The organism is Brevibacterium ravenspurgense, assembly GCF_001584615.1.
In the GTDB taxonomy this organism is placed as follows: domain Bacteria; phylum Actinomycetota; class Actinomycetes; order Actinomycetales; family Brevibacteriaceae; genus Brevibacterium; species Brevibacterium ravenspurgense.
The window spans coordinates 12,839-30,942 of the sequence record NZ_LQQC01000002.1 but is presented as its reverse complement, the minus strand read 5'-3'; the positions used below and the strand labels follow the sequence as shown (position 1 = coordinate 30,942).

At 64.2% G+C, this 18,104-nt stretch carries 15 protein-coding genes; 2 read left to right on the top strand and 13 right to left on the bottom strand.

Annotation, left to right across the window (positions count from 1 at the left end):
- Window positions 1–64: 64 nt before the first annotated feature.
- The 9 genes from Bravens_RS00450 to Bravens_RS00410 all read right to left on the bottom strand — a co-directional run bounded on the left by Bravens_RS00450 (window position 65) and on the right by Bravens_RS00410 (window position 12,324).
- Window positions 65–1,078, bottom strand: coding sequence for a hypothetical protein (locus tag Bravens_RS00450; protein WP_062019358.1), 1,014 nt, complete (start codon window positions 1,076–1,078; stop codon window positions 65–67).
- Between the two features lies 1 nt (window position 1,079).
- Window positions 1,080–2,555, bottom strand: a complete 1,476-nt coding sequence (gatB, locus tag Bravens_RS00445; protein WP_019174735.1) for an Asp-tRNA(Asn)/Glu-tRNA(Gln) amidotransferase subunit GatB — start codon at window positions 2,553–2,555, stop codon at window positions 1,080–1,082.
- Window positions 2,556–2,566: 11 nt separating this feature from the next.
- Entirely contained in the window at window positions 2,567–4,087 is a 1,521-nt protein-coding gene (gatA, locus tag Bravens_RS00440; protein ID WP_062019356.1) for an Asp-tRNA(Asn)/Glu-tRNA(Gln) amidotransferase subunit GatA, read from the bottom strand.
- 1 nt (window position 4,088) lies between these two features.
- Complete coding sequence (gatC, locus tag Bravens_RS00435; RefSeq protein ID WP_019174733.1) at window positions 4,089–4,394, bottom strand: Asp-tRNA(Asn)/Glu-tRNA(Gln) amidotransferase subunit GatC; 306 nt, start codon at window positions 4,392–4,394, stop codon at window positions 4,089–4,091.
- A gap of 52 nt (window positions 4,395–4,446) precedes the next feature.
- Window positions 4,447–6,633 carry an NAD-dependent DNA ligase LigA gene (gene ligA / locus Bravens_RS00430; RefSeq protein WP_062019354.1) on the bottom strand — a complete coding sequence of 729 codons (2,187 nt, stop codon included), beginning with the start codon at window positions 6,631–6,633 and terminating at the stop codon, window positions 4,447–4,449.
- Window positions 6,630–7,712 carry a hypothetical protein gene (locus Bravens_RS00425; protein WP_062019352.1) on the bottom strand — a complete coding sequence of 361 codons (1,083 nt, stop codon included), beginning with the start codon at window positions 7,710–7,712 and terminating at the stop codon, window positions 6,630–6,632. The genes ligA and Bravens_RS00425 overlap by 4 nt, the downstream gene beginning before the upstream one ends.
- Window positions 7,709–9,820 (bottom strand): S9 family peptidase, encoded by a 2,112-nt coding sequence (locus Bravens_RS00420; protein ID WP_062019350.1) that lies wholly within the window; start codon window positions 9,818–9,820, stop codon window positions 7,709–7,711. The genes Bravens_RS00425 and Bravens_RS00420 overlap by 4 nt, the downstream gene beginning before the upstream one ends.
- A 1-nt stretch (window position 9,821) precedes the next feature.
- Window positions 9,822–10,976, bottom strand: coding sequence for a tRNA 2-thiouridine(34) synthase MnmA (gene mnmA, locus Bravens_RS00415; protein WP_062019348.1), 1,155 nt, complete (start codon window positions 10,974–10,976; stop codon window positions 9,822–9,824).
- Between the two features lie 118 nt (window positions 10,977–11,094).
- Entirely contained in the window at window positions 11,095–12,324 is a 1,230-nt protein-coding gene (locus Bravens_RS00410; protein WP_082790942.1) for a cysteine desulfurase family protein, read from the bottom strand.
- A 38-nt stretch (window positions 12,325–12,362) separates the two neighbouring features.
- Here Bravens_RS00410 and Bravens_RS00405 point away from each other — a divergent pair, with 38 nt between their 5' ends.
- Window positions 12,363–12,710: a hypothetical protein gene (locus Bravens_RS00405; RefSeq protein ID WP_019174727.1), complete on the top strand. Its 348-nt coding sequence runs from the start codon at window positions 12,363–12,365 to the stop codon at window positions 12,708–12,710.
- 62 nt (window positions 12,711–12,772) lie between these two features.
- Window positions 12,773–13,171 (top strand): hypothetical protein, encoded by a 399-nt coding sequence (locus Bravens_RS00400; RefSeq protein WP_062019594.1) that lies wholly within the window; start codon window positions 12,773–12,775, stop codon window positions 13,169–13,171.
- Between the two features lie 341 nt (window positions 13,172–13,512).
- On the opposite strand, the gene Bravens_RS00395 is transcribed toward Bravens_RS00400, so the two are convergent.
- The 4 genes from Bravens_RS00395 to Bravens_RS00380 are packed head-to-tail and all read right to left on the bottom strand — an operon-like array spanning window position 13,513 to window position 18,014.
- Window positions 13,513–14,553: a DUF8094 domain-containing protein gene (locus tag Bravens_RS00395; protein ID WP_062019346.1), complete on the bottom strand. Its 1,041-nt coding sequence runs from the start codon at window positions 14,551–14,553 to the stop codon at window positions 13,513–13,515.
- Complete coding sequence (locus Bravens_RS00390) at window positions 14,550–15,338, bottom strand: hypothetical protein (RefSeq protein WP_062019344.1); 789 nt, start codon at window positions 15,336–15,338, stop codon at window positions 14,550–14,552. Before Bravens_RS00390 ends, Bravens_RS00395 begins: the two co-directional genes overlap by 4 nt.
- Window positions 15,338–16,342, bottom strand: a complete 1,005-nt coding sequence (locus Bravens_RS00385; protein ID WP_062019342.1) for a tetratricopeptide repeat protein — start codon at window positions 16,340–16,342, stop codon at window positions 15,338–15,340. Before Bravens_RS00385 ends, Bravens_RS00390 begins: the two co-directional genes overlap by 1 nt.
- Window positions 16,343–16,352: 10 nt before the next feature.
- Entirely contained in the window at window positions 16,353–18,014 is a 1,662-nt protein-coding gene (locus Bravens_RS00380) for a DUF8094 domain-containing protein (protein WP_062019339.1), read from the bottom strand.
- Between the last annotated feature and the right edge of the window lie 90 nt (window positions 18,015–18,104).

Sequence of the window (18,104 nt, the reverse complement as noted above, 5' to 3'; positions counted from 1 at the left end):
CGGGGTTCTGTTGGCTGACGAGGCGCCGCTCCCCTGCCGGTTTCGCGTTACCTGCCGGGTTCGGTTACCTGTCGAGTTCGCGGTCGAGCCCCACAGCCTCAGCTTCCCCACTGAATTCTGCGGCTGAGCTTTCAAGTTCACCCAGCAGCTGCTGGATGGATTCGACGTGCGAATCTGCCGCCAGCCCCAGGTGCTCGAGGTTGGTCAATGCAGCGTCATCAGCCGCTGTGCGGGCGACTACGTCGAGCACGCGTTCCCCGATTTCACGAGACTGTTCGCTGCGCTGCAGTTCGCTCAGTTTGACCGACAGGCGGCCCAGACCGCCCAGGTAGTCGTGCATTGCGGTCACACGGTCGGCAATCGATCGGAATGCCGCGGCCAGCTGTTCTTGATAGGCGTCGATCTGCGGTGCGGTTCGCCTATCGCGCAGAGATTCGAGCTCACTGCGCAGCAGGTAGATTTCCTGCAGCCGCACGCCGATTGTCGACACGGCGTGGTCAAGGTCGATGTGGGACACGTGGTCTTCCAGCACGGGGTCGTTCCAAGCTGGAGTGCGGCTGATCTGCTGTGCAATGTGCACTGTCAGGTGGAACAGCCGCTGTTCGTCGGTGTCCTGCCGCCCAAAGGAATAGCCGAGCGCCTGCGGGGTGAGCCACATGGCGTTCTGGGAATCTTCCAGTGCCTTTTTGTTCAGCCGCTTGGGATCCCGCAGGTAGCGCGCACCAGTGTATCCGGATGTGCCGAGCGTGCCGGCGGCTGACAGTCCGGTGAGGATTGCGCCGGGATCCACGAGGTCACCGACGATGAGCGAGGCGACACCCGTAAGGAATGCCAGTCCGCCCGTGACGATCCCGCCGACGGTTGTTGTGCCGATGAAGACGGCGCGACTGGCAAGCACGTTCCGGTGCATGAGCGGGCCGAGTGCCTTGGTGCTGCCGGAAGTGCTTGCCAGTTCGTACCCGCGGGCCTTCCACGCGCGGGTGACTGATTCGCTGACGGAATCTGCCACCAGGAAGCGGTAGCTGGGCACGGTTGAGCCCAGTTCGCGTTCCCACAGTTTCCGCCAGCGCGCAGTCATATCAGCCGATCTTCTTCATGATGAGTTCGCGTGCCTGCTTGGGGTCAGCCTGCCCGCGGGTGGCCTTCATAATGGGGCCCATGAGGGCGCCGATGGCCTGCATGTGTCCGCCCTTGATGCGCTCGACAACATCAGGGTTGTCGGCAATTGCGGCGTCCACGGCAGCTTCGAGCGCACCATCGTCCTTGACGATTTCCAGGCCCTTGGCCTCCATAACCGCCTGCGGGTCACCCTCACCGGCAATGACGCCGTCGAGGACCTTGCGGGCCAGCTTGTCGTTCAGCTTGCCGTCGGCGATGAGCTTTTCGAGTTCGGCAACCTGAGCCGGAGCCACGAGGGTTTCCGGTTCGACGTCCTGCTGCTTGGCCTGGCGGGCGATTTCACCGGTCCACCATTTGCGCGCACCCTGCGGCTTGGCACCGGCGGCGACGGTCGCTTCGATCGTTTCGAGCAGACCGGCGTTGATGACATCGCGCATTTCGAGGTCGGAAAAGCCCCATTCGCCAATGAGACGACGACGCTTTGCCGTGGGCAGTTCGGGCTGTTCGGCGCGCAGCTGTTCAACCCATTCGCGCGACGGTACAACCGGCACGAGGTCCGGTTCCGGGAAGTAGCGGTAGTCATCGGAATCCGACTTTTCGCGACCGGGCGAGGTTTCACCGGTTTCGTCGTGGAAGTGGCGGGTTTCCTGCAGGATTGATTCGCCGGCATCAAGCAGTTCGGCCTGGCGGACGATCTCGTAGCGCACCGCACGCTCAATCGAGCGGAACGAGTTGACGTTCTTGGTTTCGGTGCGCGTGCCCAGTGGCGCATCCGGCGACTTGCGCAGCGACACGTTGATGTCGGCGCGCACGTTGCCCTGCTCCATGCGAGCTTCGGACACTCCGAGGGCGCGGAAGATGTCACGCAGTGTGCGCACGTAGGCGGCTGCGACTTCCGGTGCGCGTGCGCCGGTGCCCTCGATGGGACGGGTGACGATTTCGACCAGCGGAACACCCGCACGGTTGTAGTCGACCAGCGAGTATTCGGCACCCTGGATACGGCCGGAACCGCCCACATGGGTGTTCTTGCCGGCGTCTTCTTCCATGTGGGCGCGCTCAACCGGGACCGTGACGATTTCGCCGTCTTCGAGTTCAACTTCGACCGAACCGTCGTAGGCGATCGGTTCGTCAGACTGCGAGGTCTGGAAGTTCTTCGCAAGGTCCGGGTAGAAGTAGTTCTTGCGCGCAAAACGGCACGATTCGGCGATCTCGCACCCCAGTGCCAGGCCGATCTTGATGGCCGATTCGACGCCCTTTTCGTTGACCACCGGGAGCGATCCGGGAAGGCCGAGCGAGGTGGGGGTCACGTTGGCGTTTGCGGTGCCGCCGAAGGTGTTGGGGGCGGCGTCGAACATTTTGGTCTCGGTGCCGAGTTCAACGTGGACTTCGATGCCGAGGACCGGATCGTATTTGGATACGGCTTCTTCGTAGTTCATGTTTCCGCTCCTCAGTTCTTGTCCGCTGCGAGTGCGGGGATGTTGTCGAGCACACTGCCGCCGCGAGCTGCGTTCAGCGCGGCTTCGAAGCCCGAACCGATGTGGTACAGACGCTCATCGGCCCTGGCCGGTGCCAGCAGCTGCAGGCCGACGGGCAGGCCGTCGTCTGCCAGGCCGGCGGGCAGGCTCATGGCGGGGATGCCCGCGAGGTTCGCGGGGATCGTGGTGACGTCTGACAGGTAGATCTCCATGGGGCTCAGGCGGTCTTCCGCACCGAATTCCCACGCGGTGGTCGGCGTGGTGGGCGCGATGAGCGCATCGACCTGTTCGAAGGCCTGGGCGAAGTCGCGCTGAATGAGGGTGCGCACCTTCTGGGCTGAGCCGTAGAACGCGTCGAAGAACCCTGCCGACAGGGCGTAGGTGCCCATGATGATGCGGCGCTTGACTTCCTTGCCGAAGCCGGCTGCACGGGTGGCGGCCATCACGGTTTCGGCGGTGACGGGGCCTTCTTCGGGCTCGACGCGCAGGCCGAAGCGCATGCCGTCGTAGCGGGCCAGGTTCGACGAAACTTCCGACGACATGAGGATGTAGTAGGCCTGCACCGCGTAGCCGAGGCTGGGCACGTCGATTTCGACGATCTCTGCACCCTGCTTCTGGGCTTCGTGGGCGGCGGCCTGGAACTGAGCGCGCACAGCCTCTGAGGTGTCGTCGCTGAGCAGCTGGCGGATAACGCCCAGGCGCTTGCCCTTCAGTCCTTCTTCAGCACCGCGTTTGACAGCTGCGAGGAAGTCCGGGACTTCGTCCGGCAGGGACGTCGAGTCCAGCGGGTCGTGGCCGGCGAGCATCTGGTGGAAGGCCGCGGTGTCGGCAACCGTGCGGGCCGACGGGCTCACGGTGTCCAGGGAGCTTGCCATGGCGATGATGCCGTAGCGGGAAACCGAACCGTAGGTGGGCTTCATGCCGACGGTGCCGGTGAGGGCAGCAGGCTGGCGGATGGACCCGCCTGTGTCGGTGCCGAGTGCCAGGGGCGTCTGGAATGCGGCCAGTGAGGCGAGCGCACCACCGGAGGAACCGCCGGGGATCCGGTCGAGGTTCCACGGGTTGCGGGTGGGGCCGAACGCCGAGTGTTCGGTGGACTGGCCCATGGCGAATTCGTCGAGGTTGGTCTTGCCGAGCATGGGCATGCCGGCGGCCTTCGTCTTTTCGTAGACGGTGGCGGAGTACGGCGGCACCCAGTCTTCGAGCATCTTCGAGGATGCCGTGGTGCGGATGCCTTCCGTAGCCACGAGGTCCTTGTGGGTGACGGGCACACCGGCCAGCAGCGGGAGGTCCTCGCCTGCCGCACGGCGACGGTCAACATCGGCCGCTGCTGCCAGAGCGGTGTCGGCGGTGACGGTGACGAAGGACTTGACCTGCGGTTCGACAGCTTCGATGCGGTCAAGGTGAGCCTGGGTCACTTCGGTCGAGCTGTATTCGCCGGCCTTGAGGCCATCAGCGAGGTCAAGTGCGGAAAGCTGAGTCAGATCGGCCATGTCAGTCCTCCCCCAGAATCTGCGGTACGAGGAACTTGCTGTCTTCCTGCGCGGGAGCGCCGGAGAGAGCCTGTTCGGGGGTGAGCACAGGGCCCACGACGTCGGGGCGCAGGACGTTGGTCAGCGGGATGGGGTGGCTGGTGGCCGGGGTGTCTTCCCCTACTGCTTCCTTGACCTGGGCGACGGCCTCGATAATGGTGCCGAGGTCGTCAGCGAGTCCTGTGAGTTCTTCATCGCTCATGGCGATGCGCGACAGCTGCGCCAAGTGCGCAATCTGGTCGGATGTGATTGCGGATTCCTCCGACATCGTCACCCTTTCTGCTTGATATAACTGCTGGTCTGATTGTACTTCCGCTGACTCAGACGTCTTTTCCGGCCAGCAGCGCGTTGAACTGCTCTTCTGTCAGCACGGTGATGCCGAGCTCTTCTGCTTTCGCAAGCTTCGAACCTGCTTTTTCACCGGCCAGAACATAGTCCGTTTTCTTCGATACCGAGCTGGCGGCTTTGCCTCCGGCAGCGATGATGGCCTCCTTCACGGAGTCCCGCGTGTAGCCTTCGAGCGAGCCCGTCGCCACGACCGTTTTGCCTTCCAGCGGCTTCGGCCCGGCTTCTTCGGCACCTTCTGCGACCTCGTCGGCCATTGACACCCCGGCGGCACTCCAGCGGTCGACGATTTCTGCGTGCCAGCCAACCGCGAACCAGTCAAGGAGCGACTGGGCGATTGTCGTGCCCACACCTTCGACTTCGGTCAGCGCGTCGAGGTCGGCTGCCCGCAGCGCTTCCATTGATCCGAAGTGGGCTGCCAGCGCTCGCGCTGCGGTGGGACCCACGTGGCGGATGGACAGGGCAACGAGCACGCGCCACAGCGGCCTGTCTTTTGCCCCCTCGATTTCCTGGAGCATGCGCAGGGTGCCCGCAGATGGCTGAGCCGGGGTTTTGATCTGGCCCTTGTCTGGGCCCGAGGTGTAGTACTCGGGCTGGTTGTAGAAGTAGCGGATGCGCTTGATGTCGCCGGTGGGCACACCGTTCTTCTTTTCTTCGCGTTCAACCCACACATCAGCGAGGTCTTCGGCTTTGAGGTCGAACAGGCCTGCTTCTGAGCGCAGCGGAGGTTCGTCTGGGCTCAGGGGGTTGGTCAGTGCGAGCGCGGCTTCTTCACCGAGGGCCTCGATGTCAAGGGCTGCCCGGGAAGCCAGGTAGAACAGGCGGTTGGCCACCTGGGACGGGCAGGTCTGTGAGTTCGGGCACCGCAGGTCGCGGTCGCCTTCTTTCTGTTCGACCAGTTCCGTACCGCAGTCCGGGCAATGGGTGGGCATGTGCCATTCAGTCTCTGTGCCGTCGCGGTTTTCTACGACCGGCCCGAGGATTTCGGGGATGATGTCGCCGGCTTTGCGCAGGATAACGGTGTCGCCGATGAGCACGCCTTTGCGTTTGACCTCGTAGCCGTTGTGCAGGGTGGCCTTTTCGACCGTGGACCCGTCCACCAGGACGGGTTCCATAATGGCGAACGGGGTCACCCGGCCGGTGCGGCCCACCTGCACGCGAATGTCGAGCAGTTCTGTGGTGACTTCTTCTGGCGGGTACTTGTACGCGCACGCCCAGCGGGGTGCTCGCGATGTGTAGCCCAGCTGTTCTTGCACCGCGAAGTCGTCGATTTTGATGACGATGCCGTCGATGTCGTGCAGGAGGTCGTGCCGGTGTTCGGCGTAGTGCTCGATGTAGGCATGCACGTCGTCTTCGGTTTCGCAGTGCTTGTAATACTGCGAAATGGGCAGGCCCCACGAACCCAGGATGTCGTAGACCTCGGACTGGCGTGTGGGCAGTTCCTGGCCGTCACCGGCCTCCCAGGCGGCGACACCGTGGACGAGCATGCGCAGCGGTCTCTGCGCTGTGACCTTGGGGTCTTTTTGGCGCAGCGAACCGGCTGCGGCGTTGCGCGGATTGGCGAAAGGGTCTTTGCCGGCCTTAATGAGGCCCGCGTTGAGATCAGCGAAGTCTTTCAGCGGGAAGAAGACCTCCCCGCGGATTTCGACCTGCGCCGGCGGGGCGTCAGTGTCCAATTCCACCGGAATGTCTTTCAGCGTGCGGATGTTCGCCGTGATGTCTTCGCCGGTGTAGCCGTCACCGCGCGTGGCTGCGCGCACCAGTGTGCCGTCGCGGTAGAGCAGATTGCACGCCAGACCGTCGATCTTCACTTCCGACAGAAACTGCGTGCCGGCTGGAACGCTGCGCTTGACCCGGGCGAACCAGGCGTCGAGTTCTTCGACGGAGAAGACGTCGTCGAGCGAATACATGCGAGCCACGTGGTCGACCGGCGCGAAGGCTTCTGTGTCAACGCCGCCGCCGACCTTTTGGGTGGGTGAATCCGCAGCGGCCAGTTCCGGAAAGTCGGCTTCGAGCTGTTCGAGTTCGCGCATGAGCGCGTCGAAGTCGGCATCCGGAATCGTGGGGGCGTCGTGGACGTAGTAGGCCTCGCGGTGTTCTTCGATTTCAGCGCGCAGCCGGGCAGCGCGTTCGGCTGCCTGTTCCGGTGAATAGGTGCTCATTCTTCTTCTTTCAGCGCGTCGTGAATATCCGTTGCGGCCTCCATGAGGCTGCGGCATGTGCCCGTGTCAGCCCGTGAGGGCAGCAGACCCGCAGAGCCCGGTTCAGCAAGGCCGGTGAGGACACCGAACTGGGCTGCCGAGGCCCGGCTCATGCCGATTCTCCGCCACGGTTCCCACACTAACGCCAGGGTCTGACTTAACCGCGCCCGCTGGATGGTGTGCGGGAACTTAAGCCACACCTCGTGCCCGGCATCGACCCATTCGGCCAGCCGCTCCCACCGGGCAAGACCAACCGGAGAATCACCAGCCGTCCCCTCGGAAGAAGCCCCATCAGACCGAGCCGCCCCGCCAGCCGGCAGATCGACAACAATCGACCGGGCACCGATGTCGAGCAGCTGATCAGCGTGCCGAATGGCCTTCCCACCAATCCGCACGGTCGCAAGCTTCGGCACGTGCAGCAGCGGGTTCTCCCCGCACCTGGCCAGGAAGGACTGCAGTCCTGTGAACACTGCCTGCTCCGGCAGGGCGGGCAGGGTTCGGAACCCGGAGTCGGTCGGCACAGAACCGGTGAGGATCGGGTCCAGGTGCCTCTCAACAATCCGCACCCGAGGTGCCTGCCCGGTCCTGCGCTCCACCTCGGCAAGGTGCGCCTGGACAGCGAAGGCGTAGGCCTGCAGGACATCGCGCACGGCACCGAAGTCGGACAGGACTGGCGCCCCAGTCGGCAGTGTCATGTGGCGGATCAGGTGCCACGGCCCGGGCAGGGTGAGGAACGTGGGGCGTTCGTCGCAGTATTCTTCGACGGCGTCGAGGATCTGGGAGGTGTGAGAACGGCTGAGTCGCTGTTCGCGGCCTTCTCCCCTGGCCAGCCGCCAACCTGCGGGGCTCAGGTCGACGGGCAGGTCGAGCATGCCCGCCGCCGGTGCGAGGAAGTCCAGCGCCCAGCGGGTGCCGCCCTCGGCAGGCTGGGCGATCTGCGGGATGGCCGGCAGGCCTTCGCCAGATGCGCTGACGGCGGCGCTGAAAGCTTCACGCGGTTCGGTTCCGGCCCACACGCCGGTTGTGGCCGTCAGGTTCACCTGCCGCGTCCTCGCAGCTGCACCGGCGGGACGTCAACGGGGAAGCCCATGATGCGGCCGTAGAAGCTCAGTTCTTCTTCCAGCGAGGTGCGGATGGCCTTGGGGTCGCTGAAGCCGTGTGCTTCATTGGGGAAGAATCGTGCGGCGTAGGGCAGGTTCGCCTTTTCCAGTGCGTCGATGAGTGCGCGCGCTTGGTTCGGCGGGACGACGGCGTCTTTTTCGCCCTGGAACACGGCTACGGGTGCGCTGATGTCCTCAAGGTGGTCCAGCGGCGATGCTTTCCGCAGCGTTTCGGGATCCCCACCGCCCACGAGCCCATCCAGGTAGCGGGATTCGAAGTCGTGGGTGTCTTCGGCAAGCGAACGCAGGTCCACAACCCCGTAATACGAGCTTCCGCAGGCAAACACGTCTGTTGTAGTCAGCGCTTGCAGCACCGTCAGGCCGCCGGCGGAACCGCCGCTGATGGCCACGCGGTCAGGGTCGATGAGGCCGTCTTCGGCCAAGCCCTGGGCGACAGTCACGGTGTCGGCAACGTCAAGCACGCCCCACTGGCCCTTGAGCGCTTCCCTGTACTGCCGTCCCATTCCGGTCGAGCCGCGGTAGTTGACGTCGATGACTGCAATCCCTCGGGACGTGAAGTACGCGTGGTGCAGCGTCACCCGCGGCACCACGCGCGAGGTCGGGCCGCCGTGTACAAACGCCACACACGGTGGAGCCTGTTCAGCACCGCCGCCGAGGTGGAGGTCGGCTTCCGCTGCACTGCCCGGTCTGCGCGGCGGGTACCAGACGGCTTGGATGCCGGAGTATTCGCGCGCTTCGGCCCGCGGCAGGTATTCGGCGATAGTCGACCAGCTCTCCGGCAGCACGATCGACAGGGCCACCGGTTCGAGCTCACCGGATGCGATGTCGAAGGTGTAGAGCCCATCGACCCGGTTGCGCCCGCCGGCGCGGATGAGGGCTGTCGTGTCGCGGAAGTCTTCGATTTCAGCCCAGTCGATGTCGGCTTCGAAATCCACGGGACTGCTGCCCTGGTCGTCGGGGCGGCTGTCGGCCCACAAAAGCGCTGCCGTGCGCTGGGTCGTGATTCCGTCGCGTGCGGCGGTCGCCACGATCCGCTGTCCGTCAAGAACCGGCAGGTACCAGCGTGAACCCAGCGTCCAGAGAGGACCTCCGATCTCACCGGGGTCGTCAAGAACAGAGGCGACCTCCGCCTCGGGAGTTCCGGGAGTGCCGAGCGCACGGTCCCGAAACACGCGCACATCCACGCTCACCACGGCCCACGAGCCGCGAGCGTCAGTGCTGACCGTCAGTGTGGAGCGGCTGAGCCATTCGGGCTGAAGAATCGATTGGCGCTTCTCTGCACCCAGGATGGCCACGGGCGGACCCTGCGGTTTGAGGGTCTGCGGGTCGATGTCGGCCAGCCACAGGCGGGTGGCATCCCACGGCATATCCGGGTGGTCCCAGCCGATGAACGCCAGGTGCTTGGCATCCGGGGACAGCCGCGGATAGGCCACAAAGTGCGGGCGGTCCTCCCCCGTCCAGTCCGCGGGGAAAAGCGAGCGCACCGGGGTGTCTGCGCTGGGGTCAATGAGGACAATGTCCCGAACAACGTCGTGCGGGTGCGCGCCGCGGAATTCACGTACCGCGGTGAAAACAGGGGCTGACGAGGTGCCGGCCGGCTTTGCCGAGGAACCGCGGGCGACCGTGATGTCACCGAAGAGCACACTGCCGTCGGAGTCATCCGTCAGCGCCTGTGGGGCTGTGCTCGGGGTGACGGTGTAGAGGCGCTGTGAAACCCGGTCGACGAACACTATCGTGCCGTCTGCCGCACAGTCCCACGCGCCGCCGCCGTATTCGTGAACACGCGACCCTGCCGTCAGGTTCTCCGGCAGGATGTCCTGAGGCTCGCCGTCGCCTTCGCGAAAGAAAATGCCGACACCCTGCTGGCCTGCTCTGCGCTGGGAGAACAGCACACCGCCTGCGGCAAAGCGTGCACGGTCTATGGGCCTGGTGCCAGCCGCCGCCAGTTCGGCGGTGATGGGCGAAGTGAACGGCGAGCCGGCTTTCGGCCCAGGCAGCGAACTGTGTGATGCAGACTGGCCGGTCATGTCAGGCTGCCGTGCGGTCGATCGTGGCCTGGCCGAGCACCCGGGTGCCGTCGTAGACGACCATCGTCTGGCCGGGTGCGACACCGCTTAGGGGTTCGTCGACGCTGATGTGCATCAGCTGTCCGGCAGGCCGAGCCTGCGGAACGTTGAATTCGGTTTCCGGCGGATCCGGCAGATATTCGCCCATCCACATGCGGGCCGGTACCGGTTCAGCGTGGGCGCGGATCTGCACTTCGCATTCCATGGCCTGATCTTCGGAGCTGCCGGCACCTTCCGGCGGCTGACCGCACCACGTGGTGCGGATGCCCGTTAAGCGAGTGATGGAAAGGTCCGGCCTCTGGCCCACCGTGACGGTGTTCGTGCGGGTGTCGACGTCGACCACGTAGCGGGGTTTGCCGTCGGCGGTCGGCTTGTCGATTCCCAGACCCTTGCGCTGGCCGATGGTGTACGACTGTGCGCCGTCGTGTTCGCCCAGCACTTCGCCCTCTTTGTCTTTGATGAGGCCGGGGCGCATGGGGATCTTGTCTGCCAGCCAGGCTTTTGTGTTGCCGTCGGGGATGAAGCAGATGTCGTAGGAGTCCGGTTTGTTCGCCACGGGGAAGCCGCGTTCAGCAGCTTCAGCGCGAACATCGGCCTTAGCGGCACTGGCGCCGATGGGGAAATAGCAGTGCCGCAGCTGCTCTTCTGTCAGCACGCCCAGCACATAGGACTGGTCTTTGTTCATGTCCTGACCGCGGTGCAGCTGCGGGTGGCCGTCGACCCACTGGATTTCTGCGTAGTGGCCGGTGGCAATCGCGTCGAAGCCCAGGGCGAGCGCACGGTCGAGCAGGGCTGCGAACTTGATGCGCTCATTGCAGCGCATACACGGGTTGGGGGTGCGCCCCTGGGAGTATTCGGCGATGAAGTCATCGACGATGTCTTCTTTGAAGCGTTCGGAGAAATCCCACACGTAGAACGGGATGTCGAGCATGCCGGCCACACGGGCCGCATCGCGGGAGTCTTCGATGGTGCAGCAGCCGCGCGACCCCGTGCGCAGGGTTCCGGGCATACGCGACAGCGCCAAGTGCACGCCGACGACTTCGTGTCCGGCGTCTTTGGCTCGTGCGGCGGCGACGGCTGAGTCCACACCGCCTGACATGGCTGCCAGTACCTTCACGGTCCCTCCTTCGATTGGGCTGCTGGCGCTGAAAGCGCCCGCGTTCTTACAGCGCCCTGCTGTGACAGAGCTCTGCTGTTACAGCGTTTGGGCCATTGATTCTATTCCGAACTGCGGCTCAGTCGGCTTGGCTCCAGTCGTAGGCGGAGTTCATGCCGGCTTTGCGTGCCTGCTCGACAACACCGGGCAGGGCTTCGATGAGCTTGTCGACTTCTTCTTCTGTTGTTCCGTGGCCCAGTGTGAACCGCTGGGATGAGCGTGCCTCGTCTTCGCTGCGTCCACAGGCCAGGAGTACGTGGCTGGGCCGGTTGACACCGGCGCTGCAGGCCGAACCAGCCGAGGTGGCAAACCCGGCCGCGTCGAGCAGGAACAGGAGGGAATCGGCTTCCGCTCCGGGGAAAGCGAAGTGGACGTTGCCTGGCAGCCGGTCCTCACGGTGACCTGACAGGTGAGCATCCGGGACCCCCTGCTCGATACCGGCGATCAGCCGGTCACGCAGACCAGACAGGCGCGGCGCCTCGTGAGCTATGTCCCCCGTTGCCTCCTGTGCGGCGGCGGCAAAAGCGGCAGCTCCGGCAACATCAAGGGTGCCCGAACGCAGCGAGCGCTCCTGGCCACCACCGTGCAGAACGGGGACCGCCTTGATGTCGCGCGACAGGATGAGAGCGCCGATGCCCACGGGGCCGCCGATCTTGTGGGCGGTGACCGTCATTGCGTCAACACCCAGGTCGGCGAAGTTCAGCGGCAGCTGTCCGAATGCCTGCACTGCGTCGGTGTGGATGGGTACGCCCGCGGCCTTGGCGAGTGTTGCCGCTTCCTTGATCGGCTGGACGGTGCCGATTTCGTTGTTGGCGTACATGATCGACACGAGGGCCGTGCGGTCGCCGTGGTCGCGCAGCAGCTCCTCCAGGTGGTCGAGTTTGATGACGCCGTCGGTGTCAACGTCGACCAGAAGCACCTGCGCGCCTTGGGTTTCAAGCCAGCCGGCGGTGTCGAGGACGGCGTTGTGCTCAATCGGGGTGGTGATGATAATCGGGTGCGACAGTTCAGGGGCGGGTGTTGGCGTGCCCGCGCCTTCGGCCGGCACACCGTTGCGGTGCCAGAACAGACCCTTGATGGCCAGGTTGTCGGCTTCTGTGCCGCCTGAGGTGAGCACCACCTCGGCCGGGGTCGACGCGCCGACCGCCCCAGCCAGCACCTCGCGCGAATCCTCCAGGCGCAGGCGCGACTGCTGGCCCAGCGAATGCAGGGCCGATGGGTTGCCGATTTTCTGCAGTTCGTCGGTGTAGGCCTTCAGCGCGGTGGGGCGCATGGGCGATGTCGCTGCATAGTCGAAATAGGAACGCACACACCGAGTCTAACGACCGCGGCGATACACTCTAAGGCGTGATTGCGTTCCTGACCTATGCCCAATATGCGGCCGCCGGGCTGCTTGCCCTGTGGGGCACCATCCAGGCCCTGCGAAACCGTCCGGCACCGATCGCAATGATCTGGTGGGCAGGTGCAGTGCTACTGCTGCTGATCGTTCAGCTGGTCACCAGCATTGTGCTTTTCGGGCAGACAAACGCCGACCCGCTGCTGTTCTTCGGGTACGTGCTGACCGCAATCATCCTCGTGCCGATAGCCGCGGTGTGGGGATACATTGAGCCCAGCAAATGGGGCCCGTGGGTGCTGGCCGCAGCCGGCGCCACCGTCATCGTCATGATTATTCGAATGGACCAGATCTGGCTGTGAACACGAACGCAAACGCTGACAACTCTGGAGTTTCCGGCGCCAAGCCGCACGCATACTCTGCAATGCACTCCGGGCCGGGGCGCGCCCTGACCGCGGTGTACGGCATCTTTGCGCTGTCGGCATCCGCGAGGGCCGGTTACCAGTTCGTGTCACACTTCGACCGTGCGCCGCTGGCCTACGGCCTGTCGGCGTTTTCGGCTGTCGTCTACATCGTTGCGACGGTCTGCCTGGCGATCGCCAACCGCACAGCCCACCGGATTGCTGTCGTTTCGGTGCTCATCGAACTTGTCGGAGTTATTGCCGTCGGCATTTTCAGCCTTGTTAAGCCGGAGCTCTTCCCCGAAGCCACCGTGTGGTCAGGCTTCGGCATCGGCTACGGCTTCGTTCCGCTGGTGCTGCCGATACTCGGCCTGCTGTGGCTGATCCGCGTAGACCGCATAGCCCAGCAGTACGGGACTTAAGCCGGCGGGCCCGGCCAGAAGGCACCTCGACCCCAGAAGAGACCTCGGCCAGTCAGCCGGCACCTCGACCCCAGAAGAGACCTCGGCCAGTCAGCCGGCAGCTCGGCCCCAGAAGCGACCTCGGCCAGTCAGCCGGCACCTCGGCCAGCCAATCCCCCAACAAAAACACCCGTTAGCAACAAATCCACGCCTTAGCCGCACCGAGACACCCCTTAGCCGGAATCTGCGCTTTAGCCGTAACTGCTAACGGGAGTTTTTGTTGCTACCCGGTGGTAACCAGCTTCAAGGGCGCGCCCCGACCGCCAAAACCAGCCCGAGCCAACCCAGGCCAGCGGCGCGGCTCAGTCGCCGGAGTCCTTGCTCTTGCCTTCGTCCTTGCCCTTACCCCCGCCCTTTGCTGAGCTCTGTTTGCCGGACAGTGGGAACCAGTCGGGGCTGGTGAGCTTGGTCTTGCCCTTGCTGGTTTCAATGAGGAACGGGATTGACGCTTCGATTTCTACGCGGTTGCCGTTCTTCTTCCCCGTGGTGATGGCGGAAACCTGTTTGGGGAGTGTGAAGTTGAAGTCGTCAGGCACCTCGAGTGTGATGGTGCACCGCATTTCCGCCATCGAAACAGCACCGCCGCCCTCAGCTTTCACCGCGTACTTTTCGAAGTCGATTTCCGTGTACGGCTGGCAGCGTGATTCAACGCGCTTGAACGATTTGGTGTCTTTCGCGTACTCGTCAACGTAGTCGCGGTAGCCCTTGAAGCCGTCGCCGCTGGGGTCAAAGTCATCCAGCGAATCGCCGCCGCCGGATTTGCCCGCACCGCTGAGGTAGTCCTTGACCGCGGTGACGGTCTTGCCGAAATCGACGGCGTACTGTTTGCCTGCCTCAGCAACCTGGCCGTCTTCCAGTGCGAGGTTCGGCACACGCTCGGGGTCGATGAAAAGTCCCTGCTGCACTGTCCATTCGCTGTTGGCATCTTCACGCGTCACCAGGAGAGCCTGTGTGCCGGATTCGGCATCGTCAGCATTGGCGAAGGCAAAGAACCACAGCGGATACTCCGACTGCTTCGGCCCGCCTGCAACCACCTTGTCGAAGCCGACCGTGCCGAGTTTCTTCTTTTCGGCTTTCGCTACGAGAACTTCAGCTTTTGTGCGGTCGAGCATCGGTCCGCCCTGAATTTCATCCAGACCTTTGCCGTCATCAGCAAGCGCTTTCTGCAGTTTCTTCGTGTAGTCGGTGATGAATGCCGAACCATCGCCGGCACGCAGCGGCGCCTTCGCGTATTCGCTCGACTGCGGAACCGCGGGCCGGGCAATCGGCGGCGCGCCGGCACACGCGCTCAGCAGCCCCAGTCCCGCAAAGGCTGCCGTCATCAGGCTGAGTGCGCGCTTCATCGGGCTCCCTCCGCTGTCTTCTTCACATCTGCCGAGGCGCCACCCGGCTTCTCGCCTTCTGGCACCTGAGCGTCCGGCTCCCCATCTGCTGCCGAGGTGCCGCCCGGCTCCTCGCCTTCTGGCACCCGGGTGCCGGGCACCTCGGCATCTTGTTCACCCGCACCGCGACGGCGGCCCACCGCGACCTTCGGCTGGTCGTGCTTCCAGGACAGGAAAAGCCACACTGCAGCCGCGAAGGCCAGCACTGTGAAAGCCAGGCCGATGAGTGCCAGAGGAACAACACCGGGCGTGTCAACCGTGACGGTGATTTTGGCGTCAGCGAGGTCACCTTCAGGTGCGGCAACAACGACCATCTGCGGGTTGCTGTCGAGGCCAAGCCGCACCTTCGGCGATGTCCCGGTTTCCTGTGCAATCCACCAGTCGCGGCTTTCGGGATCAGTCGGAAGGGAGTCTCCCCCGGCTACGAACCTGCGCTCGATTTCGCCCGGCAGTTTGATCTTGGTGGCTTCGTCGTGCGCGGTGCCCGACAGGTAGCTGCGAGCGTCAACCCCGTTGGCGGTTCCGATGAACACGGGACTGTCGGATTCGACGCTGACCTCCGCCACAGCATTGGTCACGGGAATCAGCTGCTGGTCGATCATGACTGCCTGGCTGCGTTCGTCAGCGGTCATCGCCTCGGTGCGGGCCTGCCCGTCAAAGCCGACAACGGACAGTGCTGATGTCACCAGCACCAAGCCGAGAACTCCAACCAGCGCCAGCAGTCCGGCGCTCAGAAGCCGTGTCATCAGAACAGTGCGCGCATCAGACGGCCGCGGGCTTTGACGACGCGTGCGTCTTCAGCGCCGACGGCGTCGAACAGGTCCAGCAGGTGCACGCGGAGTTTTTCGCGGTCGTCGCCCGCGGTGGTTCCAATGAGCGTGATCAGTCGTGTGAATGCGTCTTCTACGTGTCCGCCTGCTACGTCGAGGTCAGCGCAGTCAATCGCCGCGTCAACGGACGATGGGTTGTCAGCTGCGGCCTGTCGCACGGCGGCGAGGTCTTTGTCTCGGGTGCGGCGCAGCAGACCGACGCGGGCGATGCCGGCTTTCGCTTCGTCATCTGCCGGCGATTCGGCCAGCGCGTTCTTGTACACCTGTTCGGCACGGTCGAGGTCGCCGGCTTCCAGTGCTTCGAGCGCTTCGGGGTGGCGGGGACCCTGCTGCCCGGGAGCGCCTTTGACCCACGCGGTTTTGTGCAGCCCAGCCTGGCTTGCCGCCTGTGCGATCTGGTCGAACAGCTGGCGGATCTGCGCTTCGGGCTGCATGCCCTGGAACAGCGGAACGGGCTGGCCCTTGATGACGGCGACGACCGTCGGCAGGGCCTGCACCTGGAATGCCTGCTGGATGGCGGGGCTGGTGGCAACGTCCACGAGTCCCAGCACTGCACGACCAGCCTGGTCTTCAATGACCTTCTGCATGACGGGCAGGATCTTCTGGCTTTCGGGCTGCTGGCCGGAGTACAGCACGAGCACCACGGGCAGTTCCATCGACAGTCGGGCGGCCGATTCAAAGGTCTGCTCGTTCACTTCGAAGGCGAGTGCGGGAACTTCGACCTGGTTGGGGCCGGGTGCCTCGCTTGATTGTGCCGCACCGCCCGGTGCCGAAGCTGCCGAGGCGCCGTGTCCGCGAACCGCTGAAAGGTCCAGGCCTTCCTGGGCTCCCGGCTGGCCGGGCTGGTTCGGCTGGCCGGCCTGCGGGCCTCCTGCCTGCTGGCCGTGTCCGGGGTGTTCGGGCTGCTGGGGAATAGTCATGTTCTCCTCGTCAGTTGTTGCCGCTGAGTTTGGCGTCGGACATGGCGGTTGAAACGCCGATCAGGCGCACCTTGCCTTCGCCCTTCTTGGGCACGACGAATGCGTAGACCTGTGTGTATTCGGTCTGCAGTGTGCGCTGGGTTTTGCTTTCGCCGACGACCTTGGCCTGCGGGTTGGGCACTGTGAGTTCGCCGGTTTGGCCCTCGCGCGTTTCGGGTGACAGGGAAAGAGTCTGCACTGCCGAGCCGATCACGATGGCCGATCCGTCGGTGGTCGACTGGGCTGCGATCTGCTTGCCGGGGCTGTACTCAACCTTGGCCGAGCCGTTGCCCTTTTCGATTTCCTTCTTGATCTTCTTGAACGTGTCGTTTTCCTGTTTGGCGAACGCGTCGTCTTCGAAGTCGCCCTTGCGCTTGGCCTTGTTGGGCTTCTGGAGTTTTTCAGCGTAGTTTTCGACGGTCTGCTTGGGCGTCATGACCAGGCCGTCCTGATCGGCCGCCAGGAGGCCCGAACCGACGCGCGCATCTTCGACTTCGGGGAATTCAGCGCCGGGCAGGAGCACGGTCAGCGCCCACAGGCGGTAGGGACTGCGGGGGTCCTGCTGGCTGAGCATGACCAGCTGGGTTTGGTCGTTTCCGCTCACCACTGCCGATGTGATCCGCGGCCAGGAGTCGGTTGCCGAGGTGAAGTTCACCTTGACATCGTCAAAGGCTGGGGCGGCCGGAAGCTTGGCCTTCTTATCCTTCTTCTTGATCTTGTAGGCGCCTTCGCGCTGCTGGTGGAAGCTGCCGTCGGCACGTTCGCCGAGTTTCTTCGTGTCGAGTTTGTCGTCGGCTTCCTTGATAGTCGTGTGGATGTCCTCCAGCACACGTTCAAGCTGTTCGTCGGTGACGGAGGCAGCCGGCGCGGTGGGAGTTTCCAACGGCTGCGGTTCGGGCAGTTCGGGTGCACCACAGCCTGCGAGCGCCAGGCCGGGAACGATCGCAAACGCCGAACCCATCTGGGCCAGACGGCGGCGGCGCTCACGGCGCGCTTCCTCGCGTTCTTTTTCGCGCTTCTTCGCTTTGGTGCCGGAAATGAACAGCAGGATGCCCAGAACAATGAGGATGAGTCCGATGACGATCAGCGGGGTCGACCACGCGTTGGTGGCGTCGTTCTGCCACGTAACCGAGACCTGCAGGTCAGTCTTTTCGCTGCTGCCGATCAAGAACGAGGTGTCGCCAGCCGGTTCGTCCCACGTGAAGGTCACCTGTTCGGGTTCGGTTGTGGAGTCTTCCCACAGGTCTGCTCCCGCGGGGTTGGGCACGCTGTCTTCTTCGCCGGCAACCTTTTCTGTGCGCAGCTCTTCCTGGGTTTTCAGCCCCGTGATGTCGAGGTAGGAGGCTTCGCCGAGCCACGCTTCGACGTTGGGCTTCGAAGCGTGGGCAACGGTGATGTCGCCGGTGCCCTTAACGGTTACCTGGGCTCCACCGGGGTAGAGGTTGAGAACTCCGGGCTCGATGACGGCCGCGGCGGAGCTTTCATCAGTCTGCGTGGTCGCCGTAATGTTTTCCGGCGGTGCCCACACGGTCTTCTGAAGAACTCCGACGACGCCGAGTACAGCGCCCAGGACGATCATCACGACTGCAGCAATTGAGCGCACGCGCTCCCCTTCGATCAGCTTGCGGTTCAACTGCCCATTCTACGTACCCGACAAAGCCAAGTTCTGGGCGGACTCTCAGCGGTCTGCTCACGCTCAGCGGGCTGTGTCAGACCGCACCGC

Coding starts and splice junctions, on each gene's coding strand:
- Bravens_RS00400 (WP_062019594.1), top strand. CDS start 12,773: ATGCACTCCGGGCCGGGGCGCGCCCTGACCGCGGTGTACGGCATCTTT.
- Bravens_RS00395 (WP_062019346.1), bottom strand. CDS start 14,553: ATGAAGCGCGCACTCAGCCTGATGACGGCAGCCTTTGCGGGACTGGGG.
- Bravens_RS00385 (WP_062019342.1), bottom strand. CDS start 16,342: ATGACTATTCCCCAGCAGCCCGAACACCCCGGACACGGCCAGCAGGCA.
- gatA (WP_062019356.1), bottom strand. CDS start 4,087: ATGGCCGATCTGACTCAGCTTTCCGCACTTGACCTCGCTGATGGCCTC.
- gatC (WP_019174733.1), bottom strand. CDS start 4,394: ATGTCGGAGGAATCCGCAATCACATCCGACCAGATTGCGCACTTGGCG.
- Bravens_RS00450 (WP_062019358.1), bottom strand. CDS start 1,078: ATGACTGCGCGCTGGCGGAAACTGTGGGAACGCGAACTGGGCTCAACC.
- ligA (WP_062019354.1), bottom strand. CDS start 6,633: ATGAGCACCTATTCACCGGAACAGGCAGCCGAACGCGCTGCCCGGCTG.
- Bravens_RS00420 (WP_062019350.1), bottom strand. CDS start 9,820: ATGACCGGCCAGTCTGCATCACACAGTTCGCTGCCTGGGCCGAAAGCC.
- gatB (WP_019174735.1), bottom strand. CDS start 2,555: ATGAACTACGAAGAAGCCGTATCCAAATACGATCCGGTCCTCGGCATC.
- Bravens_RS00390 (WP_062019344.1), bottom strand. CDS start 15,338: ATGACACGGCTTCTGAGCGCCGGACTGCTGGCGCTGGTTGGAGTTCTC.